Genomic DNA, 16691 nt, shown 5'->3' with positions numbered 1-16691 from the left:
TGATAAAATAAGAAGGGCATCAATAGCTGAATATAGAGAGTATTGTATAAAAATATGCTATAATAGATAGCTCAGCCTACATTGCTCAATGTTTCATTTCTTTCAAAAGTAGTTTCCAACAATAAATTAGTTGCTGAGTACTAATCTATCTTGCATACCACCAGGCCTCGCTTGAATGGAAAGATTTTTATATTCAACAATCTAACAATAGAATACAGGCATAACTAAAGCGCGGTAAAATGATTGTATACTGTATATATTGCTAGATAGGTATGATGGTCGGTAGAATTCTTGAATTAAATTTCTCATTGACTCCCTAGCATCATATATTATAGTATGGGACAATAAATTATGAACATTTCTTTTCTTTAGGGATAGCGAAAAAATTTTGAATGTCAGGAGGGAGACGATGTTTTATTCCAGTCCATTTGAAAATTTTATGTTTTCTTTAATGCCAGTTCTTCTTGTGGTGATTGCTGTGGTTGTTTTTGGAACGATAATAGTGATGATTATTAAGGGAATCGGTCAGTGGAGCTATAACAACAAGCAGCCGGTTCTTTCTGTGGCAGCTAAGGTGGTGACAAAAAGAACCAATGTCAGTTCTTCTAGTCACCATGCAGGTAATAATCTTCATCATACCAGCACAGATACCAGCTACTATGTTACCTTTCAGGTGGAAAGCGGTGATCGTATGGAATTTTTAGTCAAGCCCCAGGAATATAGCATGCTGGTGGAGGGAGATGTAGGAATATTAAAATTCCAGGGAACAAGATACCTGGGCTATGAAAGAAGGCTTCAGGAGGACAATGAAATTTAAAGCCTTTGCGAAGGTCTTAGGAAAAGACTTTTAAAAATGCAAATATGGATTCATTAAGCTGTGAAAAAAGGTGAACCATAATAATTTTTATAAAGTAAAAGGAGGATGGATTATGTTAGCGAAGGAAGGCTTTGATAATTGGGCACAAAGCTATGATGAAGGTATTTCAGAGGCTGGGGATGAATATCCCTTTGGAGGATACTATGATGTCTTGACCTGTGTTCATAGCTTGATTGATTGTCCTGAAGAAAAGAAAATCCTTGATATCGGTGTAGGAACAGGACTACTATCCTATCTGCTGTACAAGCGGGGAAGCCGAATTTGTGGAATCGACTTTTCTGAAAAAATGCTGGAAAGGGCCCGACGAAAAATGCCAAAGGCCTGTTTTTATTGTCATGACTTCAGTAAGGGACTGCCCGTTGAGGTTACAGAAAACAGGTTTGATTATGTTGTTTCCTCCTATGCTTTTCATCATTTGAAGAATCAAGAAAAAATAGAGCTGTTGAATTTAATAAGACCAATTTTAAAGGATAACGGAAAAATCATTATTGCAGATATTTCCTTTACCAATAGGCAGCAGCTTGAGGCCTGCAGAGCACAATATAAAGATCAATGGGATCACCAAGAGGAATATGTGGTGGCCGAAACATTCATGAAGGACCTCGAAGCGATGGGATGGAAATGTCAATATCAGCAGATTTCTCATTGCGGGGGAGTCTTAACAATTGAAGCCCCCCGATGTTCTCTGGAGCTTTCATAAAATCAATTAAAAGTACATTCTATATAAAGGAAGAAAATGAACGGTAGACAGATTGAACCCTGTATAATACAATAGCCTAGTACCCTTTCGCAAATAAAGGCAAGGTTATTCCTGGTATAACGTCCATATAGTTCAATATTGTTTTCTCCTCTGTCTTGAACTAGGAAATTTGCTTAGGTCTTATCTCGTCATTTAAATGACGCCTGGTACTAGGTTTAATGCCATCGTTTATAACCAGTTATCAAAGCGTAAAATACGTGGGGATACTGGTTTTTTCCATGGAATAAAATTAGGGGTTGTAAAATAAAAATTTGGTGAAAAAAGTCTTTTTAAAAAGGAAATCATCACTCCTTGAAGAATAATAGATAATAGACCGTACCTATGTTCCGTCTACATGGGTTCTGGTGAATTTAAACTGATATATATGAAGGGGAAAAGATATGAAGCTGGAAGATGCCTCTAAGGAATTGGTGGAATGGGTTAAGGTGATTATATTTTCCGTGGTAATAGCCGTCCTGTTGAATATATTTGTTTTAGAAATCTATAGAGTTCAGCAAAGCTCCATGGTACCAACCTTTTACGAAGGAGATCAAATTTTCACCTGGAAGCTATCGGGATTTTTAGGCATACAGCCCCAATATGGAGACATTGTTATTGTAGATAGCGATGTCAGTGTTGTCCGTGGCCTGGGGGATGACCTGTTGGACAGTGCCATTTTTAAAAGAGTGTTTGGTGGTTCTAATAAAAAAATGTGGATAAAACGAGTCATTGGAATGCCTGGTGATCAGTTGGAATTTAAAGGTTCAGAGCTTTATCTAAATGGTGAAAGGGTAGATGAGCCATATTTAAATGAACCCATGGAGGAACACTATGAAACCATCATAGTACCCAAGGATCATATTTTTGTAATGGGAGACAATCGAAACGACAGCAGAGACAGCCGTAATGTTGGGGCAATCCCAATCAGAAATATCAGAGGAAAGGTTTTGCTTCGATTTTATCCCCTAGAAAGGCTGAGGTTCTTTTAAATATCAGACTACATTCAGGGGAAAGAGGCAATATTATAGATGAAATAGAGGGTGAGAAGAGATGGAAAGGTATTTTACTGCCGATGAATATATAACACCTGCCGATACACCAAGGTTTTTATTAGATAAAATGGTATTCAATACCCGTGTTTATTTAATGTGGCGTTTTGTAAAGCAGGGACTGGCTTCAAGAAAAAAGGTCAGAGCAGGAATTTACCATCGAGAACAATGGGCTGCAGCGTCCTTTGATATCTTTAAATCGATTGAAGGCTGTGGCGGAAGATTTCATATTACCGGATTAAACAATTTATTAGAAATAAAACAGCCTGTGGTTTTTGTCTGCAATCATATGAGTACCTTAGAAACTGTTGTATTGCCATGTATGATAGCACCCCTTATGGAAATGACCTTTGTGGTTAAGGAGAGTCTGTTAAGGGCTCCAATTTTTGGAGAAGTTATTGGTTCTCAAAATCCGATTGTAGTAGGCCGGGCTAATCCCCGGAATGATTTACAAAAGGTTTTAACCGAAGGACAGGCCCTTTTAGAAAAGGGGACTTCAATCACTATATTCCCCCAGAGTACCAGAACAACTCGGTTTATTCCAGAGGAATTTAACAGTCTGGGGGTAAAGCTGGCTAAAAGGGTTGATGGAGCCATTGTGCCTGTGGCTTTAAAAACTGACTTTTGGGAAAATGGTAAATATTTAAAGGATTTAGGGCCGATTTTTCGTAATCGAACAATTCATTTTGCCTTTGGAAAGCCCATTAAGATAGAAGGGAATGGAAGGGATGCCCACCATCGGGCTGTCACCTTTATTCAAGAACATTTAACAAATTGGAGCGTTAATTAACGGCAACTAAAGCGGGAAAGGGGTAGCTATGGGATTATCAGAACGAGAAACTTTAATTTGGTTAAGTCATTTGGGGGGAATGACCTATCAAATGTTGACGAGGCTGAAGGATTATTTTGGAGGCCTTTGTGAAATTTTTGAGGCAGATGAACAACATTTGCAAAGAGCCCTCAAGAATCACCGAATAATTGTAGATCGAATGAAGAAAAATAGAACTGGAGCCTTTCTTGAATCAATTCAGGAGGGGCTGTTAAAAAATAATATCCGGGCCATTACCCTGTGTGATACGGATTATCCTTCAAAACTAAAGGGAATATACGATCCCCCTATTGTAATATATATAAAAGGAACCTTGGACCTCAACAGGCCCATGGTGGCCATGGTGGGCTCACGAAAAGCCAGCAGCTACGGAAGATGGGCGGCATATCAGTTTGCCAAGGAATTATCCCTTCGAGGGGTGGGAATCGTCAGTGGTCTAGCCTTGGGAATTGATGCTGTGGGCCATAGAGGGTCGCTGGAAAATGGGGGCTATACCCTTGGGGTACTGGCCTGTGGTCTGGATCAATGTTACCCTGCATCAAATCGAGAATTAGGGGAACAAATTACTGAAAAAGGTTGTCTAATCAGTGAGTATAGTCCTGAGACGCTCCCCTTGAAGCATCATTTTCCTGCCAGAAATAGAATGATCAGTGGTCTTTCAGATGGGGTTGTGGTCATTGAGGCTGCAGAAAAAAGCGGCGCCCTTATTACAGTAGACTTTGCCCTTCAACAGGGTAAAGAGGTCTACGCTTTGCCCGGCAACATTAATCAACCCCAAAGTAGAGGAACCAATTTGTTGATTAGAGAGGGTGCAAAGCCACTGCTGGAAATAGCAGATATACTGCATGATTTAGAACAAATATATGGCTCCCTTGCTCCTCAACCAAAGGAAAGGGCCTCTTCCTTAAGCCAACGAGAAACTGAGGTTTATGAGATCATTAAGAAGGGGCCGATTCATATCGATATGCTTGCCTATATGACTAAAGGTAAGATTCAAGAGTTAAATGGCATACTGACAGCATTAGAATTAAAGGGGTTCATCAGCCAATTGCCGGGTAAAACATTTACAGTCAATTAATTACTTGGTATAATGGAAGGAATGAATTTGTCTAATGTTTCCAAAATAAATGCTTACACATTGGAGGTGTGGTAATTGGCAAAATCTTTAGTAATTGTTGAATCACCTGCTAAAGCAAAGACAATAAAAAAATTTCTAGGAAACAATTATGTTGTGAAGGCTTCTGTGGGCCATATTATAGATTTACCCAAAAGTAAGCTGGGCGTTGATATAGAGAATAACTTTAATCCTGAATATATTACCATTCGAGGAAAGGGGCCTGTTCTTAAGGAAATCCGTCAAGAGGCCAAAAAAGCCAAACGAGTTCTATTAGCTACTGACCCTGACCGGGAGGGTGAGGCAATATCATGGCATTTAGCCAATGCTTTAAATATTTCTGAAGAAACCCCCTGCCGAATTGAATTTAATGAGATTACGAAAAACGCTATTAAAAATGCAGTAAAAAAACCCAGGAAAATTAACAAGAGCTTGGTAGATGCCCAGCAGGCCAGGCGTGTTCTGGACCGACTGGTGGGATATAAGATTAGTCCCCTACTGTGGAGAAATATCCGAAAGGGACTCAGCGCCGGCAGAGTTCAATCGGTGGCAACGAAAATAATTAAAGATCGAGAGGCTGAAATTCAAAGCTTTGAACCAGAAGAATACTGGAGCTTAGCGCTGGAATTAATGACTCAAAATAAAGAGACCCTTGAGGCTAAATTTCATAGCGATGCCCTGGGAAACAAGGAGCTAAAATCAAAGGAAGCAGTTGATAAGCTCCTTGAAGCAATTAAGGGGCATCAGGCAATGGTTGTCGGGGTGAAAAAAAGTGAAAAGAGAAGAAATCCCTTTCTTCCCTTCACCACCAGTACCCTGCAGCAGGAGGCCTCTAATAAGCTGGGCTTTTCTACTAAAAAAACCATGTCAATCGCCCAGCAGCTCTACGAGGGAATCGATATTGAGAAGGAAGGAACAGTGGGCTTAATCACTTATATGAGAACAGATTCCACCCGGATCTCTGAAGAGGCCAGGGGAAATACAGTAGCCCATATTGCAAAGGCATATGGCGATAAGTACCTATTAAAGACAGCCCAAAAGAAAGAAACCAAAAAAGACATACAGGATGCCCATGAAGCCATTCGGCCGACCGATGTGGAAAGGCATCCTAATACCATAAAATCTTCTTTGACGAAGGATCAATATGGTCTATATAAGCTGATTTGGGAAAGATTTGTTGCCAGTATGATGGCACCGGCTGTTTATGATACCCTTTCTATTGAGTTGACGGTAAATGATATCAACTTCCGGGCATCGGGCTCCCGTCTGAAATTCGATGGTTTTTTAAAGGTGTACTCCCATGCCAGTGTGTCAGAGGAGGTTAATCTGCCGATCCTTAAAGAAGGCGATACTTTGACTGTCAGTCAAACCCTGCCCAAACAACACTTTACCCAACCACCGCCACGATATACAGAAGCTTCTCTGGTTAAGACCATGGAGGAGCTGGGAATTGGAAGGCCCAGTACCTATTCTCCGACGATTTCTACAATCCTTTCCAGAGGCTATGTTGAAAAGGAAGGTAAATATCTAAAGCCTACTGAACTGGGAACGATTGTAACAGAAATACTAGAGAACTATTTTGGCGAAATTCTGGATATTCACTTTACTGCCGACCTGGAGCAGCGTCTGGATGAGGTGGAAGAGGGTGACAAGGATTGGAAAAGGCTCATTAAGGGCTTTTATGATTCCTTTGAAGAAATGTTGAAGATTGCAGAAAAGGATATGGAAGAAATTGATCTGGTGGAGGAAAGCGACGAGGATTGTAAGGTTTGTGGAGCAAAGATGCTGATTAAGCACGGGCGATATGGTAAGTTTTTAGCCTGCTCCAATTATCCCGAGTGTACCCATACCGAGCCGATATTGCATAAAATTGGGTTAAAATGCCCTGAATGTCATGAGGGAGAAGTGATTGAACGAAGATCAAAGCGAGGAAGATTATTTTATGGCTGCAGCAGGTTCCCCCAATGTCGGTTTGTTTCATGGAATAGGCCAATAGACCGAAAATGTCCTCAATGCCAACAGATTTTAGTATATAAGAAAGGTAAAAAAGGAGACCGGATTGTTTGCAGTAATAAGGAATGCAAATTCGAGGAGAAAATTGAAAATTAAAAAAATTTTCTTAATATATTTAAATATGTGTTGAAACCCGTTATTACTTATGATAACATTTCATTTGGGTTGAATCACATATTAAATATTGGGGGTGCAGGAATGATAAAGGGCACAACAATTGTTGCAGCACGGCTAAGTAGTTCAGATGCTGCCATAGCCGGTGATGGGCAGGTAACCCTGGGAGAAAAGGTTGTTATCAAAAACCATGCTAAAAAAATTAGAAGAATATACAATGATGAGGTGTTGATAGGCTTTGCCGGCTCTGTTGCGGACGCCTTCACACTGGCTGAAAAATTTGAAACCTATCTGGAAAAGCATGGGGGAAACCTAAAGCGAGCAGCTGTTGAACTGGCTCAAAGCTGGAGGCGAGATAAGTACTTGACTAAACTGGAGGCCATGCTGATTGCCTTGAATCGAGAAGCCATGCTTGTAATCAGCGGTACAGGTGAGGTCATTGAGCCCGATGGAAACGTCATTGCCATAGGGTCAGGCGGCTCTTATGCCCTGGCGGCGGCCCTTGCCTTAAGTCAGCATTCGACCCTTTCTGCAAGGGAAATCGTAGAAAAGTCCCTTAAAATTGCTGCAGACATCTGTGTATATACCAATCATCATATTTCGGTTGAAGCACTTTAGGGCTTTCAAAAGTGAGGTGGAAAAATGTCAAGCTTTACACCAAAGGAAATTGTTGAAGCCTTAGACAAATATATTATAGGTCAGCATCGGGCAAAAAGGGCAGTGGCTATTGCCTTGAGAAACCGCCATCGAAGAAGACAAGTATCAATTGAATTCCAAGACGAAATAAAACCCCAAAATATACTCATGATTGGACCCACTGGAGTTGGAAAAACAGAAATTGCCAGAAGAATGGCAAAGCTGGTAGGAGCCCCCTTTGTAAAGGTTGAAGCAACAAAATTTACCGAGGTAGGCTATGTAGGCAGAGACGTGGAATCCATGGTGCGTGATTTAGTAGAGGATTCTATTCGTATTACAAAGAGTACCTATATAGAAAAAAATTATACCAAAGCTAAGGAACTGGCCGGTGAAAGACTTTTGAGCCTGCTAGACCCATCATCAGCCAAGGGACCAGCCTTTAAAAATCCCCTTGAAATGTTGTTTCAATCACCCACCGATCCAGATATTAAGAACGATACTGCTGGTGAGTCTGAGAGGAAACTAAAAAGGCAGCAGATCAAGGAACAATTGGAAAAGGGGCTTTTGGAGGATGAAATGGTAGAGGTTGATGTGCTTGATCAGCGACCCTCCACCCTGGGATTCTTCTCTGGCAATGAAGAGATGAATATTAATTTACAGGATGTGATTGGAGAAATATTACCTCAAAAAACCAAGAAAAAAAAGGTCACCGTAGCAGCTGCCCGCAGTATTTTAGTAGAACAGGAAGCACAAAAATTGGTGGATATGGATGATGTGATTCAACAGGCTATAGAAAATGTTGAGCAGAATGGGATCATCTTCATTGATGAAATAGACAAAATAGCTGGGAAGCAGAGTGCTTCGGGCCCCGATGTTTCAAGGGAGGGGGTTCAAAGAGATATTCTGCCGATTGTCGAGGGCAGTACGGTCATGACAAAGCATGGCCCTGTCAAGACTGATCATATCTTGTTTATCGCAGCAGGAGCCTTTCATATTGCCAAGGTAAGTGATTTAATTCCAGAGCTACAGGGTAGATTTCCTATAAGGGTAACCTTAGATAACCTAACAATGGAAGACTTTAAAGCGATTTTGACCCAGCCTCAAAATGCACTATTAACGCAGTATAAGCTATTATTGGCTACGGAAGGTATAAAAATTGATTTTACAGAGGAAGCTATAGATGAGATTGCTAAATACGCCCATATGATGAATGAGACTGCAGATAATATTGGAGCTAGAAGATTACATAGCATTGTAGAACAGGTTTTAGAAGAGATTTCCTTTAAAGCACCGGAGCTTGACCAGGAGTCCTTTCAAATCGATTCACGCTATGTACAGGAAAGGCTAATGGATACAATCAAAATCTACAGTGAAGATAAATATATAATTTAATACAAAGGAGGAAATAAAATGTCAAGTGCTTTGTTGGAAAAAACCAGAAGGATTAATAGAATACTACAACAGTCTGGAGATCATTCCATTTCTTTTAATGAATTATGCCGTATATTGAGTGAAATATTAGATGCCAATGTTTATGTAGCCAGTTCAAGGGGAAAGGTATTGGGGGTAAGTCTGACAGATACTTCTGATGTTCCCGTTGTGATTGATGAAAAGACTGGAGAAAAGCATTTTCCAGAGGAGTATAATGAGCAATTATTAAGGATAACGGAAACCAAATCAAATATCACAGAGGATGAGCTGCTGAAAATTTTTAAATACGATGTTCTCAGCTACAACAAATTGGTTACCATTGTGCCGATTAATGGAAGCGGGAAAAGAATAGGAACCCTTGTCTTGGCAAGACACGATAATCAATTTGTTGATGAAGATTTGGTTATGGTGGAATATAGTGCTACAGTGGTTGGCCTGGAAATTTTAAGGGCTAAAACGGAAGAAATCGAAGAAGAGGCAAGAAAAAAGGCGGTTGTACAGATGGCAATTGGTACCCTGTCCTATTCAGAGCTAGAGGCAGTAGAGCATATTTTTAATGAGCTGAATGGAAATGAAGGATTATTGGTGGCCAGTAAAATTGCTGACCGAGTTGGGATAACCAGATCTGTCATTGTTAATGCCCTCAGAAAATTTGAAAGCGCTGGTGTAATAGAATCTCGATCATTGGGTATGAAGGGAACTCATATTAAAATACTTAATGATAGATTATTGGAGGAATTAAGAAAGATTAAAAAGTAAAACTGCTGTAAGTATTGATATAAGTTGTTTTCATCAGAAAGTCATTGATATTAAGGTCAATGACTTTTTTTATTGCCTCCAAAAAAGAATTACCCTTGTTAATATTATGTTAACATTATTTCTGCGTTCCTAGTTAGGTCGATAAAACCCTAGGAATATAGTCGGATAAGCGCTAAATATGTTGAAAAATATCAATTGTCCTATAGTCAGTTCATGTAAAGTAGTTTATAATAAACTATATTATTGCATAACCCGTAAGAAAAGGGAATAATACCAAAATTTTCATTGCTTAATATTGGAAGGGATGGGTAAATGGAGAGAAAACAAGATTAATTATTAAGAAATAATTTGTTTAAAATCGATTGTAAAAATTTGGACAATTGTATAAAGGAAAATAACCCATTAAAATTATTGATTGTTAACTTATTGTAAAAAAAGTGTTATGAGAAAAGTAGTAAGGAATCGATTGATCATGATCAAAAAAGCATATAAAAATAAAATTGTTTAGGGTAAGAGAATGGGGTTATAAAGGAAATGCAAGGAAAAGAAGAAATCTGTCGAAAAAGCAAAACACTCTAGTCGAACATTTGAAATTTATATGTGAATTTTTTTTCTAGTACGAGGGTCCTGGTTGTAGAAAAATGAAAAAAAAAAGAGGAAATCCAAAAGATTTATCAAATTATAGAAAATGACGAATATATATACGAAACCTTGTAAAAATTTAGGGAGTACAAAAAAATAATGTAAATCAATTTAACACATTATATTAAACTATGTGAATAACTAAAGGAGGTTAGGGGATGTTTAACAAGATTGACTTACTTGATAAGGCATTGGATGCATCATGGAAAAGAAATGAAGTGATTGCCAATAACATGGCCAATGCCCAGACACCAAATTTTAAAAGGTCTGAAGTAGAGTTTGAAACACTTCTGAAGGATTTTCTCACAAAGGATAAGCTGCCGGGAGTCGTAACCCACGATAATCATATTCCAATTGGCTTTACTAATATTGATCAATTAAACCATAAGGTTGTGACCCTGGACAAGTACAGTACCCGCCTAGATGGCAACAATGTGGATGTCGATGTAGAAATGGCCGAGGAAGCAAAGAACACCATTACATACTATACCTTATTAGATCAAATGAATAGCCATTTTAGAAGATTAAGACTTGCAATAAATGAAGGGAAGTGATAGCTTATGTCAATATTTAACGCTTTAAACGTCAGTGCAACGGGCTTAACCGCAGAAAGACTTAGAATGGATACTATTTCAAAGAATATGGCCAATGCTCAAACCACAAGAACAAGCAATGGAGGACCCTATAGACGCCAGGTGGTTGTATTTAAAACCAAGGATGACAATACTCCCTTTTCTCAGTACCTAAAGGGTGCGGGAAAGTCAGGTGCAAGGCTCACTGGGGTAGAAGTGGTGGGAATTCAAAATGACAATTCCGAATTTAAAAGGGTGTACGATCCCGGGCATCCCGATGCAGACCAAGATGGTTATGTATTGATGCCAAACGTAGATATCGTTACGGAAATGGCAAATATGATTGCCGCTTCAAGGGGCTATGAAGCCAATATCACAGCTTTAAATGCAACAAAAGGTATGGCAATGAAGGCCTTAGAATTGGGAAAATAGTGGGGGTTAAAAAATGAAGATCAATGTAAATTATTCAGTTGACAAACTGAATCAAGGCTTAGGGCTGTTTGAAGCACCAAAAGAGCAACAAGGCTCCTTTCAGGAAATACTTCAGGCGGCAATGACAAATGTAGATCAACTAGAAAAAATTAGTGAAGATTATTCAGTAAGGCTAGCTTCTGGTCAGTTGGACAATATTCACGAGGCTACGTTGGCTGCCAGTAAGGCGGAGATTTCACTGAATTATTTGATTCAAATCAGAAATAAGGTTTTAGAAGCCTATCGTGAAATCACTAGAATGCAGATATAATATAGCAGAAATGAGGTGAACCAATGGCCGAGGCACTAGAGAAAATACGAGGACAGTTGAATGATTTTTTACATAAGTTAGAAAAGAAGCAAAAAATACAAATTGCTTTATCCAGCATTTTCATATTAATCGCACTGACTGGACTCATCTATTACTTTACTAGAACCGAATATGTCACACTTTACAATGATTTAGAGGCCAAGCAAGCGGGCGAGGTATTGAATATACTGGAAAGCAATAATATTAAGGCTAAGATAGGCGATAGCAGCGGTACCATTTTAGTATCGGCCAAGGATGAAAAACAGGCTCAAATTGTAGTGGCAACCCAGGGGCTGCCGGCAGCCAGGTTTTCCTATGAAGATGCCTTTTCAGGAAATTCTTTTATGATGACCAGCGAAGAAAGAGCACAACGGTTCTTATATGCTCAGCAAAATTATTTGGCCAGCACCATAGAAGTAATTCCAGGCATTCGCAAGGCTGTGGTGAACTTGTCAATACCAGAAAAAACAGGTTTTATTCTTGGCAATGATGATCGAAGCTCAAAGGCCTCTGTATTTCTGGACGTAGAACCCTATGCAGTCCTTGATGAAAATAGTATTAACGGCATCGCAGTTTTAGTAGCCAATGCAGTACAGGATTTGGCGCCTGAGAATGTTACGATCCATGGCAGTGATGGGAGAATTTTAAATTCTACCAATCAGGAAAGTGAGCTTGTGGGGCTGACAGACCAACTGAATATGAATCAAACCATCACAAAAAATCTTGAAAAAAGTATCACCGATTTCCTTTCAACTGTGTATGGCTATGGGAATGTTGTGGTCATGGCCAACGTACGGTTGGATTTCGACAGTGAAGTAACAGAAATAAAGGAGTTTGCACCACCAATAGATGGAGAAACAGAGGGTATTGTTCGAAGCATGCAGGAGCTGCATCAAAATGTAGTCAATGGTGGTACCGGCGGAATCCCCGGAACCGATTCCAATACGACAGACATTACCCAGTATACTCAATATGATGAAAATGCTTCTCAGTATACAGAGGCAAATCGAACTATTAATTATGAAATTAATGAACTAAGAAAACAGATTGTGAAGGCCCAGGGGCAAGTAAAGGATATCACCGTAGCAGTCTACATTAATAGCCAGGCCATCAACAATGGAGAATTAAGTGATGAAGAAAAACGAGAATTACAAAATATTGTATCTGCTGCGGCTGGTCTTGATACAAGGGTAGTTCAGATCGGCGTGCAAGAATTCAGCAACTCTTTAGAGGATCAGCTGAGGGAAGCTATGGGAGATTCATCAGGTGTCACTGGAGGTGTTCCTCTATGGTTATGGGGAATCGTAGCAGCCTTTGTACTGGCGGCGGCCTATTTTGCCTATACCCAGGTGAAGAAACGAAATCGTGATAATGCAGCATCCCTACGAGAGGTGATCCCACAGGAGCAAATGGAAGAATTAGATTTAGAGCTGTCTGGTTCTCAGGTGAAACAGCAAATCGAAAAATTAGTGAATAAAAAACCAGAGGCTGTGGCGCAATTGCTTAGAAACTGGTTAAGTGAGGATTAGGGGTGAAAGGATGAGTAGAAAGAGTGGAAAAGGAGAAATGACAGGCAGGGAAAAGGCAGCGGTGCTCTTGATCAGCCTTGGGCCGGAATACTCTGCTCAGATATTTAAGCATCTGAATGATGAAGAAATTGAAGAGTTAACCCTGGAAATCGCCAATATGCGTAAGGTTTCTCCTGCTGAAAAGGAAAAGATACTGGACGAATTTTATGAAATATGCATTGCTCAGGAATATATTTCAGAGGGTGGCATCAATTATGCCAAGGATGTACTGGAGAAGGCTCTGGGCTCCCAAAAGGCTATGGATATTATCAATAAGCTGACCGCCTCCCTACAGGTGAAGCCCTTCGATTTTGCCAGAAAGGCTGATCCAAGTCAATTGCTTAACTTTATACAAAATGAACATCCACAAACCATTGCATTAATACTGTCCTACCTGCCCTCAAATCAGGCAGCTCAAATTTTGTCGGCACTGCCTCAAATAAAGCAATCCGAGGTGGCCCAAAGAATTGCCATGATGGATCGGACCTCGCCGGAAATCATCAAAGAGGTGGAGCTGGTATTGGAGAGAAAGCTGTCATCCTTAGTGAGTCAGGATTACACCTCAGCAGGGGGCATTCAATCCATTGTTGATATTTTAAATGCTGTAGACCGAGGAACAGAGAAAAATATTATGGATACCCTTGAAGTGGATGATGCAGAATTAGCAGAAGAAATTCGTAAGAGAATGTTTGTCTTTGAAGATATTATCAGTCTTGACAGTACCTCTATTCAACGGTTTATCCGTGAAATTGACAACAAAGAGCTGGCTGTTGCATTGAAGGGAGCCACAGAGGAGGTTTCCGGTGTTATCTACAGTAATATGTCTAAGCGTATGGCCGAAATGATTAAGGAAGATATGGACTTCATGGGTCCTGTACGTTTAAGGGATGTAGAAGAAGCACAGCAAAAAATTGTTAATGTCATTCGTAAATTAGAAGAAGCCGGTGAAATAATCATTGCCCGTGGTGGAGGAGATGAAATCATTGTCTAAGCTTAATGTGTACAAATCTACCGATGTAGTATTAGGAGAAAAAAAGGAATTGGTTGTTGAGCTGGTTGAGCCCGTTAAAGTTATTAAGGGTGAAATGAATTCGGCCCAGGAGGAAACGGTAGAATCGGAAGAAGCGGAAGATCATGAGGTTGACATTGAGGCCCTTCGTGAAGAGGCCAGGGTAATGATTGAAAGGGCCGAGGCTGAACGGGATGAAATCCTTCAGCAGGCAAGGGAAGAAGCCCAAAGCATTATAGATGAGGCCTACGAGGACAGTAAAAAAGTACTTGAGGAGGCTCGTCAGAAGGGCTTTCAAGAGGGGCTGACAGAAGGAAAAGAAGCAGGATATCGGGAGGTTGAGGCGATTATAGCGGAATCTGCCGAGATTAAAAAGCAGACCATTGAAGAAAAAAAGGTCGTTGCAAAAAATCTGGAAGAAAGCCTGATTTCCCTTGTGATGCAAAGCATAAAAAAGGTGCTGTACCATGAAATTGATCAAAATCACGAGCTGCTGCTGAATCTGATCGAGGCAGGAATTGAAAAATGCACCTTTGCCGAATCCCTTGTGATTAAAGTAAGTGAAGCAGACTATGAGGTTGTTAATGGTGCCAAAAATAAAATCTATATGATGACCCAGGGAATAGAAAGCCTGATCATCAAATGCGACCCGGCCCTATCGAAGGGGAGTGTCTTGATAGAAACCCTTTCGGGAACAATTGATTCAAGCATTGATACCCAAATTCAAACCATAGAAAAACTCTTTGATGAGCTTTTAAAAAGTGAGTGAGGCTATGAAAACCATACAGCTAGATAAGTATATTGATGTGCTAAAGCAGGTTGACTTAATTAAATATAACGGAAGGGTTACCCAGGTAATCGGCTTGACCATTGAATCAATGGGGCCGGCAGTGAAAATAGGCGAAGTATGTAAAATTGATGGTCTAAAGGCTGCTGCTCCGGTTTTGGCAGAGGTGGTAGGCTTTAAAGAAAAGCAGGTCCTTCTGATGCCCCTGGGAGAAATGGAAGGCATTGGGCCCGGCAGCAAAGTGGAAGCTACCGGAAGATCCCTGTCGGTAAAGGTAGGGGAAGGTCTGCTGGGGAGAATATTGGATGGTCTTGGAAATCCAATTGATGGTAAAGGCCCACTGAATGAAGCAAGGACCTATCCGGTCATGGGGAATCCCCCCAACCCCTTAACTCGAACTAAAATAAGAGAACCCCTTTCTTTGGGGATTAGAGCCATTGATGGACTTCTAACCTGTGGAAATGGACAAAGAATCGGAATCTTTGCCGGCAGTGGGGTGGGAAAAAGTACACTGTTGGGTATGATTGCCCGGAATACCCAGGCCGATGTCAATGTAATCGCACTAATTGGAGAGCGGGGCAGAGAGGTTAAGGAATTTATTGAAACTGATCTGCAGGAGGAAGGCCTAAAGCGTTCGGTGGTGGTGGTTGCCACCTCGGATCAACCACCCTTAATCAGAATGAAGGGCGCCCTGTTGGCCACCTCCATAGCAGAATATTTTCGGGATCAAGGAAAAAATGTAATGCTGTTGATGGATTCCCTGACACGTTTTTCCATGGCCCAAAGAGAGGTGGGGCTGGCCATTGGTGAGCCGCCGGTTACCAAAGGCTATACACCGTCGGTCTTTGCCGTTTTGCCAAGACTTCTGGAGCGCTCAGGAACCTCAGATAAAGGTGCCATAACAGGCCTTTATACAGTATTGGTAGATGGCGATGATATGAATGAACCCATTGCCGATGCCGTTAGAGGAATTCTTGATGGTCACATTGTTCTTTCCCGTAAGCTTGCCAACAAGAACCATTATCCTGCCATCGATATACTGGCCAGTATCAGTCGGGTGATGCCAAGTATTGTCAATGACCAGCATCTGACGGTGGCTAATCAGTTAAAGGAACTGCTGGCAGTTTATCGGGAATCGGAGGATTTGATCAATATCGGAGCCTATGTAAAGGGAGCCAATCCTCGTGTAGACTATGCCATTAGTAAAATAGAAGAAATTAATCAGTTTTTAAAGCAAAAAACCAACGAAGAGGCCAATTTTGATTCGACAGTGGAATATCTGAAAAGGATATTAGAGAACTAGCGATATGGAGGGGGATTTGTATGGCGAGTAAATTCACATTTCGCTTCGAGCCAATCCTAAATCTCAAGGAAAAGGAAGAAGAGGCTAAAAAAACTGAATTAGGCATGGCAGCCAAAAGACTAAAGGAAGAAGAGGCAGCCTTATATGAGCTATATCACCGTAAGCACGATGTAGCCAGTCAAATACAGGAAAAAACCCAGGGGGTGCTGAAGGTTAAGGATCTGCAATTTTATGCCACAAAGCTTCAATTTGTTGATCAGCTGATCAATCAACAGAAGGTAGCCGTCAGTAAGTGTGAGAATCAAGTGGATCATACCAGAAAGCTGTTGATAGAGGCCAAAAAGCAGACCAAAATCTATGACCTGCTAAAGGATAAGGAATATGAAAATTATAACTACATGCAGCAAAAAGAAGAGGAAGCCTTCGTAGATCAACTTGTTTCCTTCAAAACTGCTTGCAAATAAGGAG

Annotated in this window: 17 protein-coding genes; all 17 read left to right on the top strand. The window is 40.5% G+C overall.

Annotated features, from left to right (window positions below; all coding sequences use genetic code 11):
• Window positions 1-409: 409 nt before the first annotated feature.
• The 17 genes from ACYQ1I_RS18250 (at window position 410) to fliJ (ending at window position 16687) form a co-directional block, all read left to right on the top strand.
• Window positions 410-817: a DUF2500 domain-containing protein gene (locus tag ACYQ1I_RS18250; protein ID WP_459767906.1), complete on the top strand. Its 408-nt coding sequence runs from the start codon at window positions 410-412 to the stop codon at window positions 815-817.
• A 112-nt stretch (window positions 818-929) separates the two neighbouring features.
• The gene (locus tag ACYQ1I_RS18245; RefSeq protein ID WP_459767904.1) at window positions 930-1577 is read left to right on the top strand and encodes a class I SAM-dependent methyltransferase; all 648 of its coding nucleotides are present in this window, start codon (window positions 930-932) and stop codon (window positions 1575-1577) included.
• 440 nt (window positions 1578-2017) lie between these two features.
• Window positions 2018-2605, top strand: coding sequence for a signal peptidase I (gene lepB / locus ACYQ1I_RS18240; RefSeq protein ID WP_459767903.1), 588 nt, complete (start codon window positions 2018-2020; stop codon window positions 2603-2605).
• 61 nt (window positions 2606-2666) lie between these two features.
• A complete protein-coding gene (locus ACYQ1I_RS18235) occupies window positions 2667-3455 on the top strand; it encodes a lysophospholipid acyltransferase family protein (protein WP_459767901.1) in 789 nt (262 codons plus the stop codon).
• 79 nt (window positions 3456-3534) lie between these two features.
• Window positions 3535-4572: a DNA-processing protein DprA gene (gene dprA, locus ACYQ1I_RS18230; protein WP_459767899.1), complete on the top strand. Its 1038-nt coding sequence runs from the start codon at window positions 3535-3537 to the stop codon at window positions 4570-4572.
• A 75-nt stretch (window positions 4573-4647) separates the two neighbouring features.
• Window positions 4648-6717, top strand: coding sequence for a type I DNA topoisomerase (topA, locus tag ACYQ1I_RS18225; RefSeq protein WP_459767897.1), 2070 nt, complete (start codon window positions 4648-4650; stop codon window positions 6715-6717).
• Window positions 6718-6819: 102 nt separating this feature from the next.
• Window positions 6820-7353, top strand: a complete 534-nt coding sequence (hslV, locus tag ACYQ1I_RS18220; protein ID WP_459767895.1) for an ATP-dependent protease subunit HslV — start codon at window positions 6820-6822, stop codon at window positions 7351-7353.
• A 24-nt stretch (window positions 7354-7377) separates the two neighbouring features.
• On the top strand, window positions 7378-8763 hold the full coding sequence (gene hslU / locus ACYQ1I_RS18215; RefSeq protein WP_459767893.1) for an ATP-dependent protease ATPase subunit HslU: 1386 nt from the start codon (window positions 7378-7380) through the stop codon (window positions 8761-8763).
• A gap of 18 nt (window positions 8764-8781) precedes the next feature.
• On the top strand, window positions 8782-9561 hold the full coding sequence (gene codY / locus ACYQ1I_RS18210; RefSeq protein WP_459767891.1) for a GTP-sensing pleiotropic transcriptional regulator CodY: 780 nt from the start codon (window positions 8782-8784) through the stop codon (window positions 9559-9561).
• An 800-nt stretch (window positions 9562-10361) separates the two neighbouring features.
• Window positions 10362-10757 carry a flagellar basal body rod protein FlgB gene (gene flgB / locus ACYQ1I_RS18205; RefSeq protein WP_459767889.1) on the top strand — a complete coding sequence of 132 codons (396 nt, stop codon included), beginning with the start codon at window positions 10362-10364 and terminating at the stop codon, window positions 10755-10757.
• Window positions 10758-10763: 6 nt separating this feature from the next.
• Window positions 10764-11207 (top strand): flagellar basal body rod protein FlgC, encoded by a 444-nt coding sequence (gene flgC / locus ACYQ1I_RS18200; protein ID WP_459767887.1) that lies wholly within the window; start codon window positions 10764-10766, stop codon window positions 11205-11207.
• Window positions 11208-11220: 13 nt separating this feature from the next.
• Window positions 11221-11517, top strand: a complete 297-nt coding sequence (gene fliE, locus ACYQ1I_RS18195; protein WP_459767885.1) for a flagellar hook-basal body complex protein FliE — start codon at window positions 11221-11223, stop codon at window positions 11515-11517.
• A 23-nt stretch (window positions 11518-11540) separates the two neighbouring features.
• On the top strand, window positions 11541-13085 hold the full coding sequence (gene fliF / locus ACYQ1I_RS18190) for a flagellar basal-body MS-ring/collar protein FliF (RefSeq protein ID WP_459767883.1): 1545 nt from the start codon (window positions 11541-11543) through the stop codon (window positions 13083-13085).
• Window positions 13086-13095: 10 nt separating this feature from the next.
• Window positions 13096-14115 carry a flagellar motor switch protein FliG gene (gene fliG, locus ACYQ1I_RS18185; protein WP_459767881.1) on the top strand — a complete coding sequence of 340 codons (1020 nt, stop codon included), beginning with the start codon at window positions 13096-13098 and terminating at the stop codon, window positions 14113-14115.
• Complete coding sequence (locus ACYQ1I_RS18180) at window positions 14108-14902, top strand: FliH/SctL family protein (RefSeq protein ID WP_459767879.1); 795 nt, start codon at window positions 14108-14110, stop codon at window positions 14900-14902. The genes fliG and ACYQ1I_RS18180 overlap by 8 nt, the downstream gene beginning before the upstream one ends.
• A 4-nt stretch (window positions 14903-14906) precedes the next feature.
• Window positions 14907-16223 carry a flagellar protein export ATPase FliI gene (gene fliI / locus ACYQ1I_RS18175; RefSeq protein ID WP_459767877.1) on the top strand — a complete coding sequence of 439 codons (1317 nt, stop codon included), beginning with the start codon at window positions 14907-14909 and terminating at the stop codon, window positions 16221-16223.
• A gap of 20 nt (window positions 16224-16243) precedes the next feature.
• Window positions 16244-16687: a flagellar export protein FliJ gene (gene fliJ / locus ACYQ1I_RS18170; RefSeq protein ID WP_459767875.1), complete on the top strand. Its 444-nt coding sequence runs from the start codon at window positions 16244-16246 to the stop codon at window positions 16685-16687.
• The last annotated feature ends 4 nt before the right edge of the window (window positions 16688-16691 follow it).

It is taken from the genome of Alkaliphilus crotonatoxidans (assembly GCF_054658015.1).
This window is presented reverse-complemented; position numbering and strand designations above follow the sequence as displayed.

Excerpts from the sequence above, each read along its gene's own strand:
- fliE (WP_459767885.1), top strand. The coding sequence starts at position 11,221 with ATGAAGATCAATGTAAATTATTCAGTTGACAAACTGAATCAAGGCTTA.
- codY (WP_459767891.1), top strand. The coding sequence starts at position 8,782 with ATGTCAAGTGCTTTGTTGGAAAAAACCAGAAGGATTAATAGAATACTA.
- dprA (WP_459767899.1), top strand. The coding sequence starts at position 3,535 with ATGACCTATCAAATGTTGACGAGGCTGAAGGATTATTTTGGAGGCCTT.
- flgB (WP_459767889.1), top strand. The coding sequence starts at position 10,362 with ATGTTTAACAAGATTGACTTACTTGATAAGGCATTGGATGCATCATGG.
- fliG (WP_459767881.1), top strand. The coding sequence starts at position 13,096 with ATGAGTAGAAAGAGTGGAAAAGGAGAAATGACAGGCAGGGAAAAGGCA.
- fliI (WP_459767877.1), top strand. The coding sequence starts at position 14,907 with ATGAAAACCATACAGCTAGATAAGTATATTGATGTGCTAAAGCAGGTT.
- fliJ (WP_459767875.1), top strand. The coding sequence starts at position 16,244 with ATGGCGAGTAAATTCACATTTCGCTTCGAGCCAATCCTAAATCTCAAG.
- hslV (WP_459767895.1), top strand. The coding sequence starts at position 6,820 with ATGATAAAGGGCACAACAATTGTTGCAGCACGGCTAAGTAGTTCAGAT.
- hslU (WP_459767893.1), top strand. The coding sequence starts at position 7,378 with ATGTCAAGCTTTACACCAAAGGAAATTGTTGAAGCCTTAGACAAATAT.
- lepB (WP_459767903.1), top strand. The coding sequence starts at position 2,018 with ATGAAGCTGGAAGATGCCTCTAAGGAATTGGTGGAATGGGTTAAGGTG.
- ACYQ1I_RS18250 (WP_459767906.1), top strand. The coding sequence starts at position 410 with ATGTTTTATTCCAGTCCATTTGAAAATTTTATGTTTTCTTTAATGCCA.
- ACYQ1I_RS18245 (WP_459767904.1), top strand. The coding sequence starts at position 930 with ATGTTAGCGAAGGAAGGCTTTGATAATTGGGCACAAAGCTATGATGAA.
- flgC (WP_459767887.1), top strand. The coding sequence starts at position 10,764 with ATGTCAATATTTAACGCTTTAAACGTCAGTGCAACGGGCTTAACCGCA.
- fliF (WP_459767883.1), top strand. The coding sequence starts at position 11,541 with ATGGCCGAGGCACTAGAGAAAATACGAGGACAGTTGAATGATTTTTTA.
- ACYQ1I_RS18235 (WP_459767901.1), top strand. The coding sequence starts at position 2,667 with ATGGAAAGGTATTTTACTGCCGATGAATATATAACACCTGCCGATACA.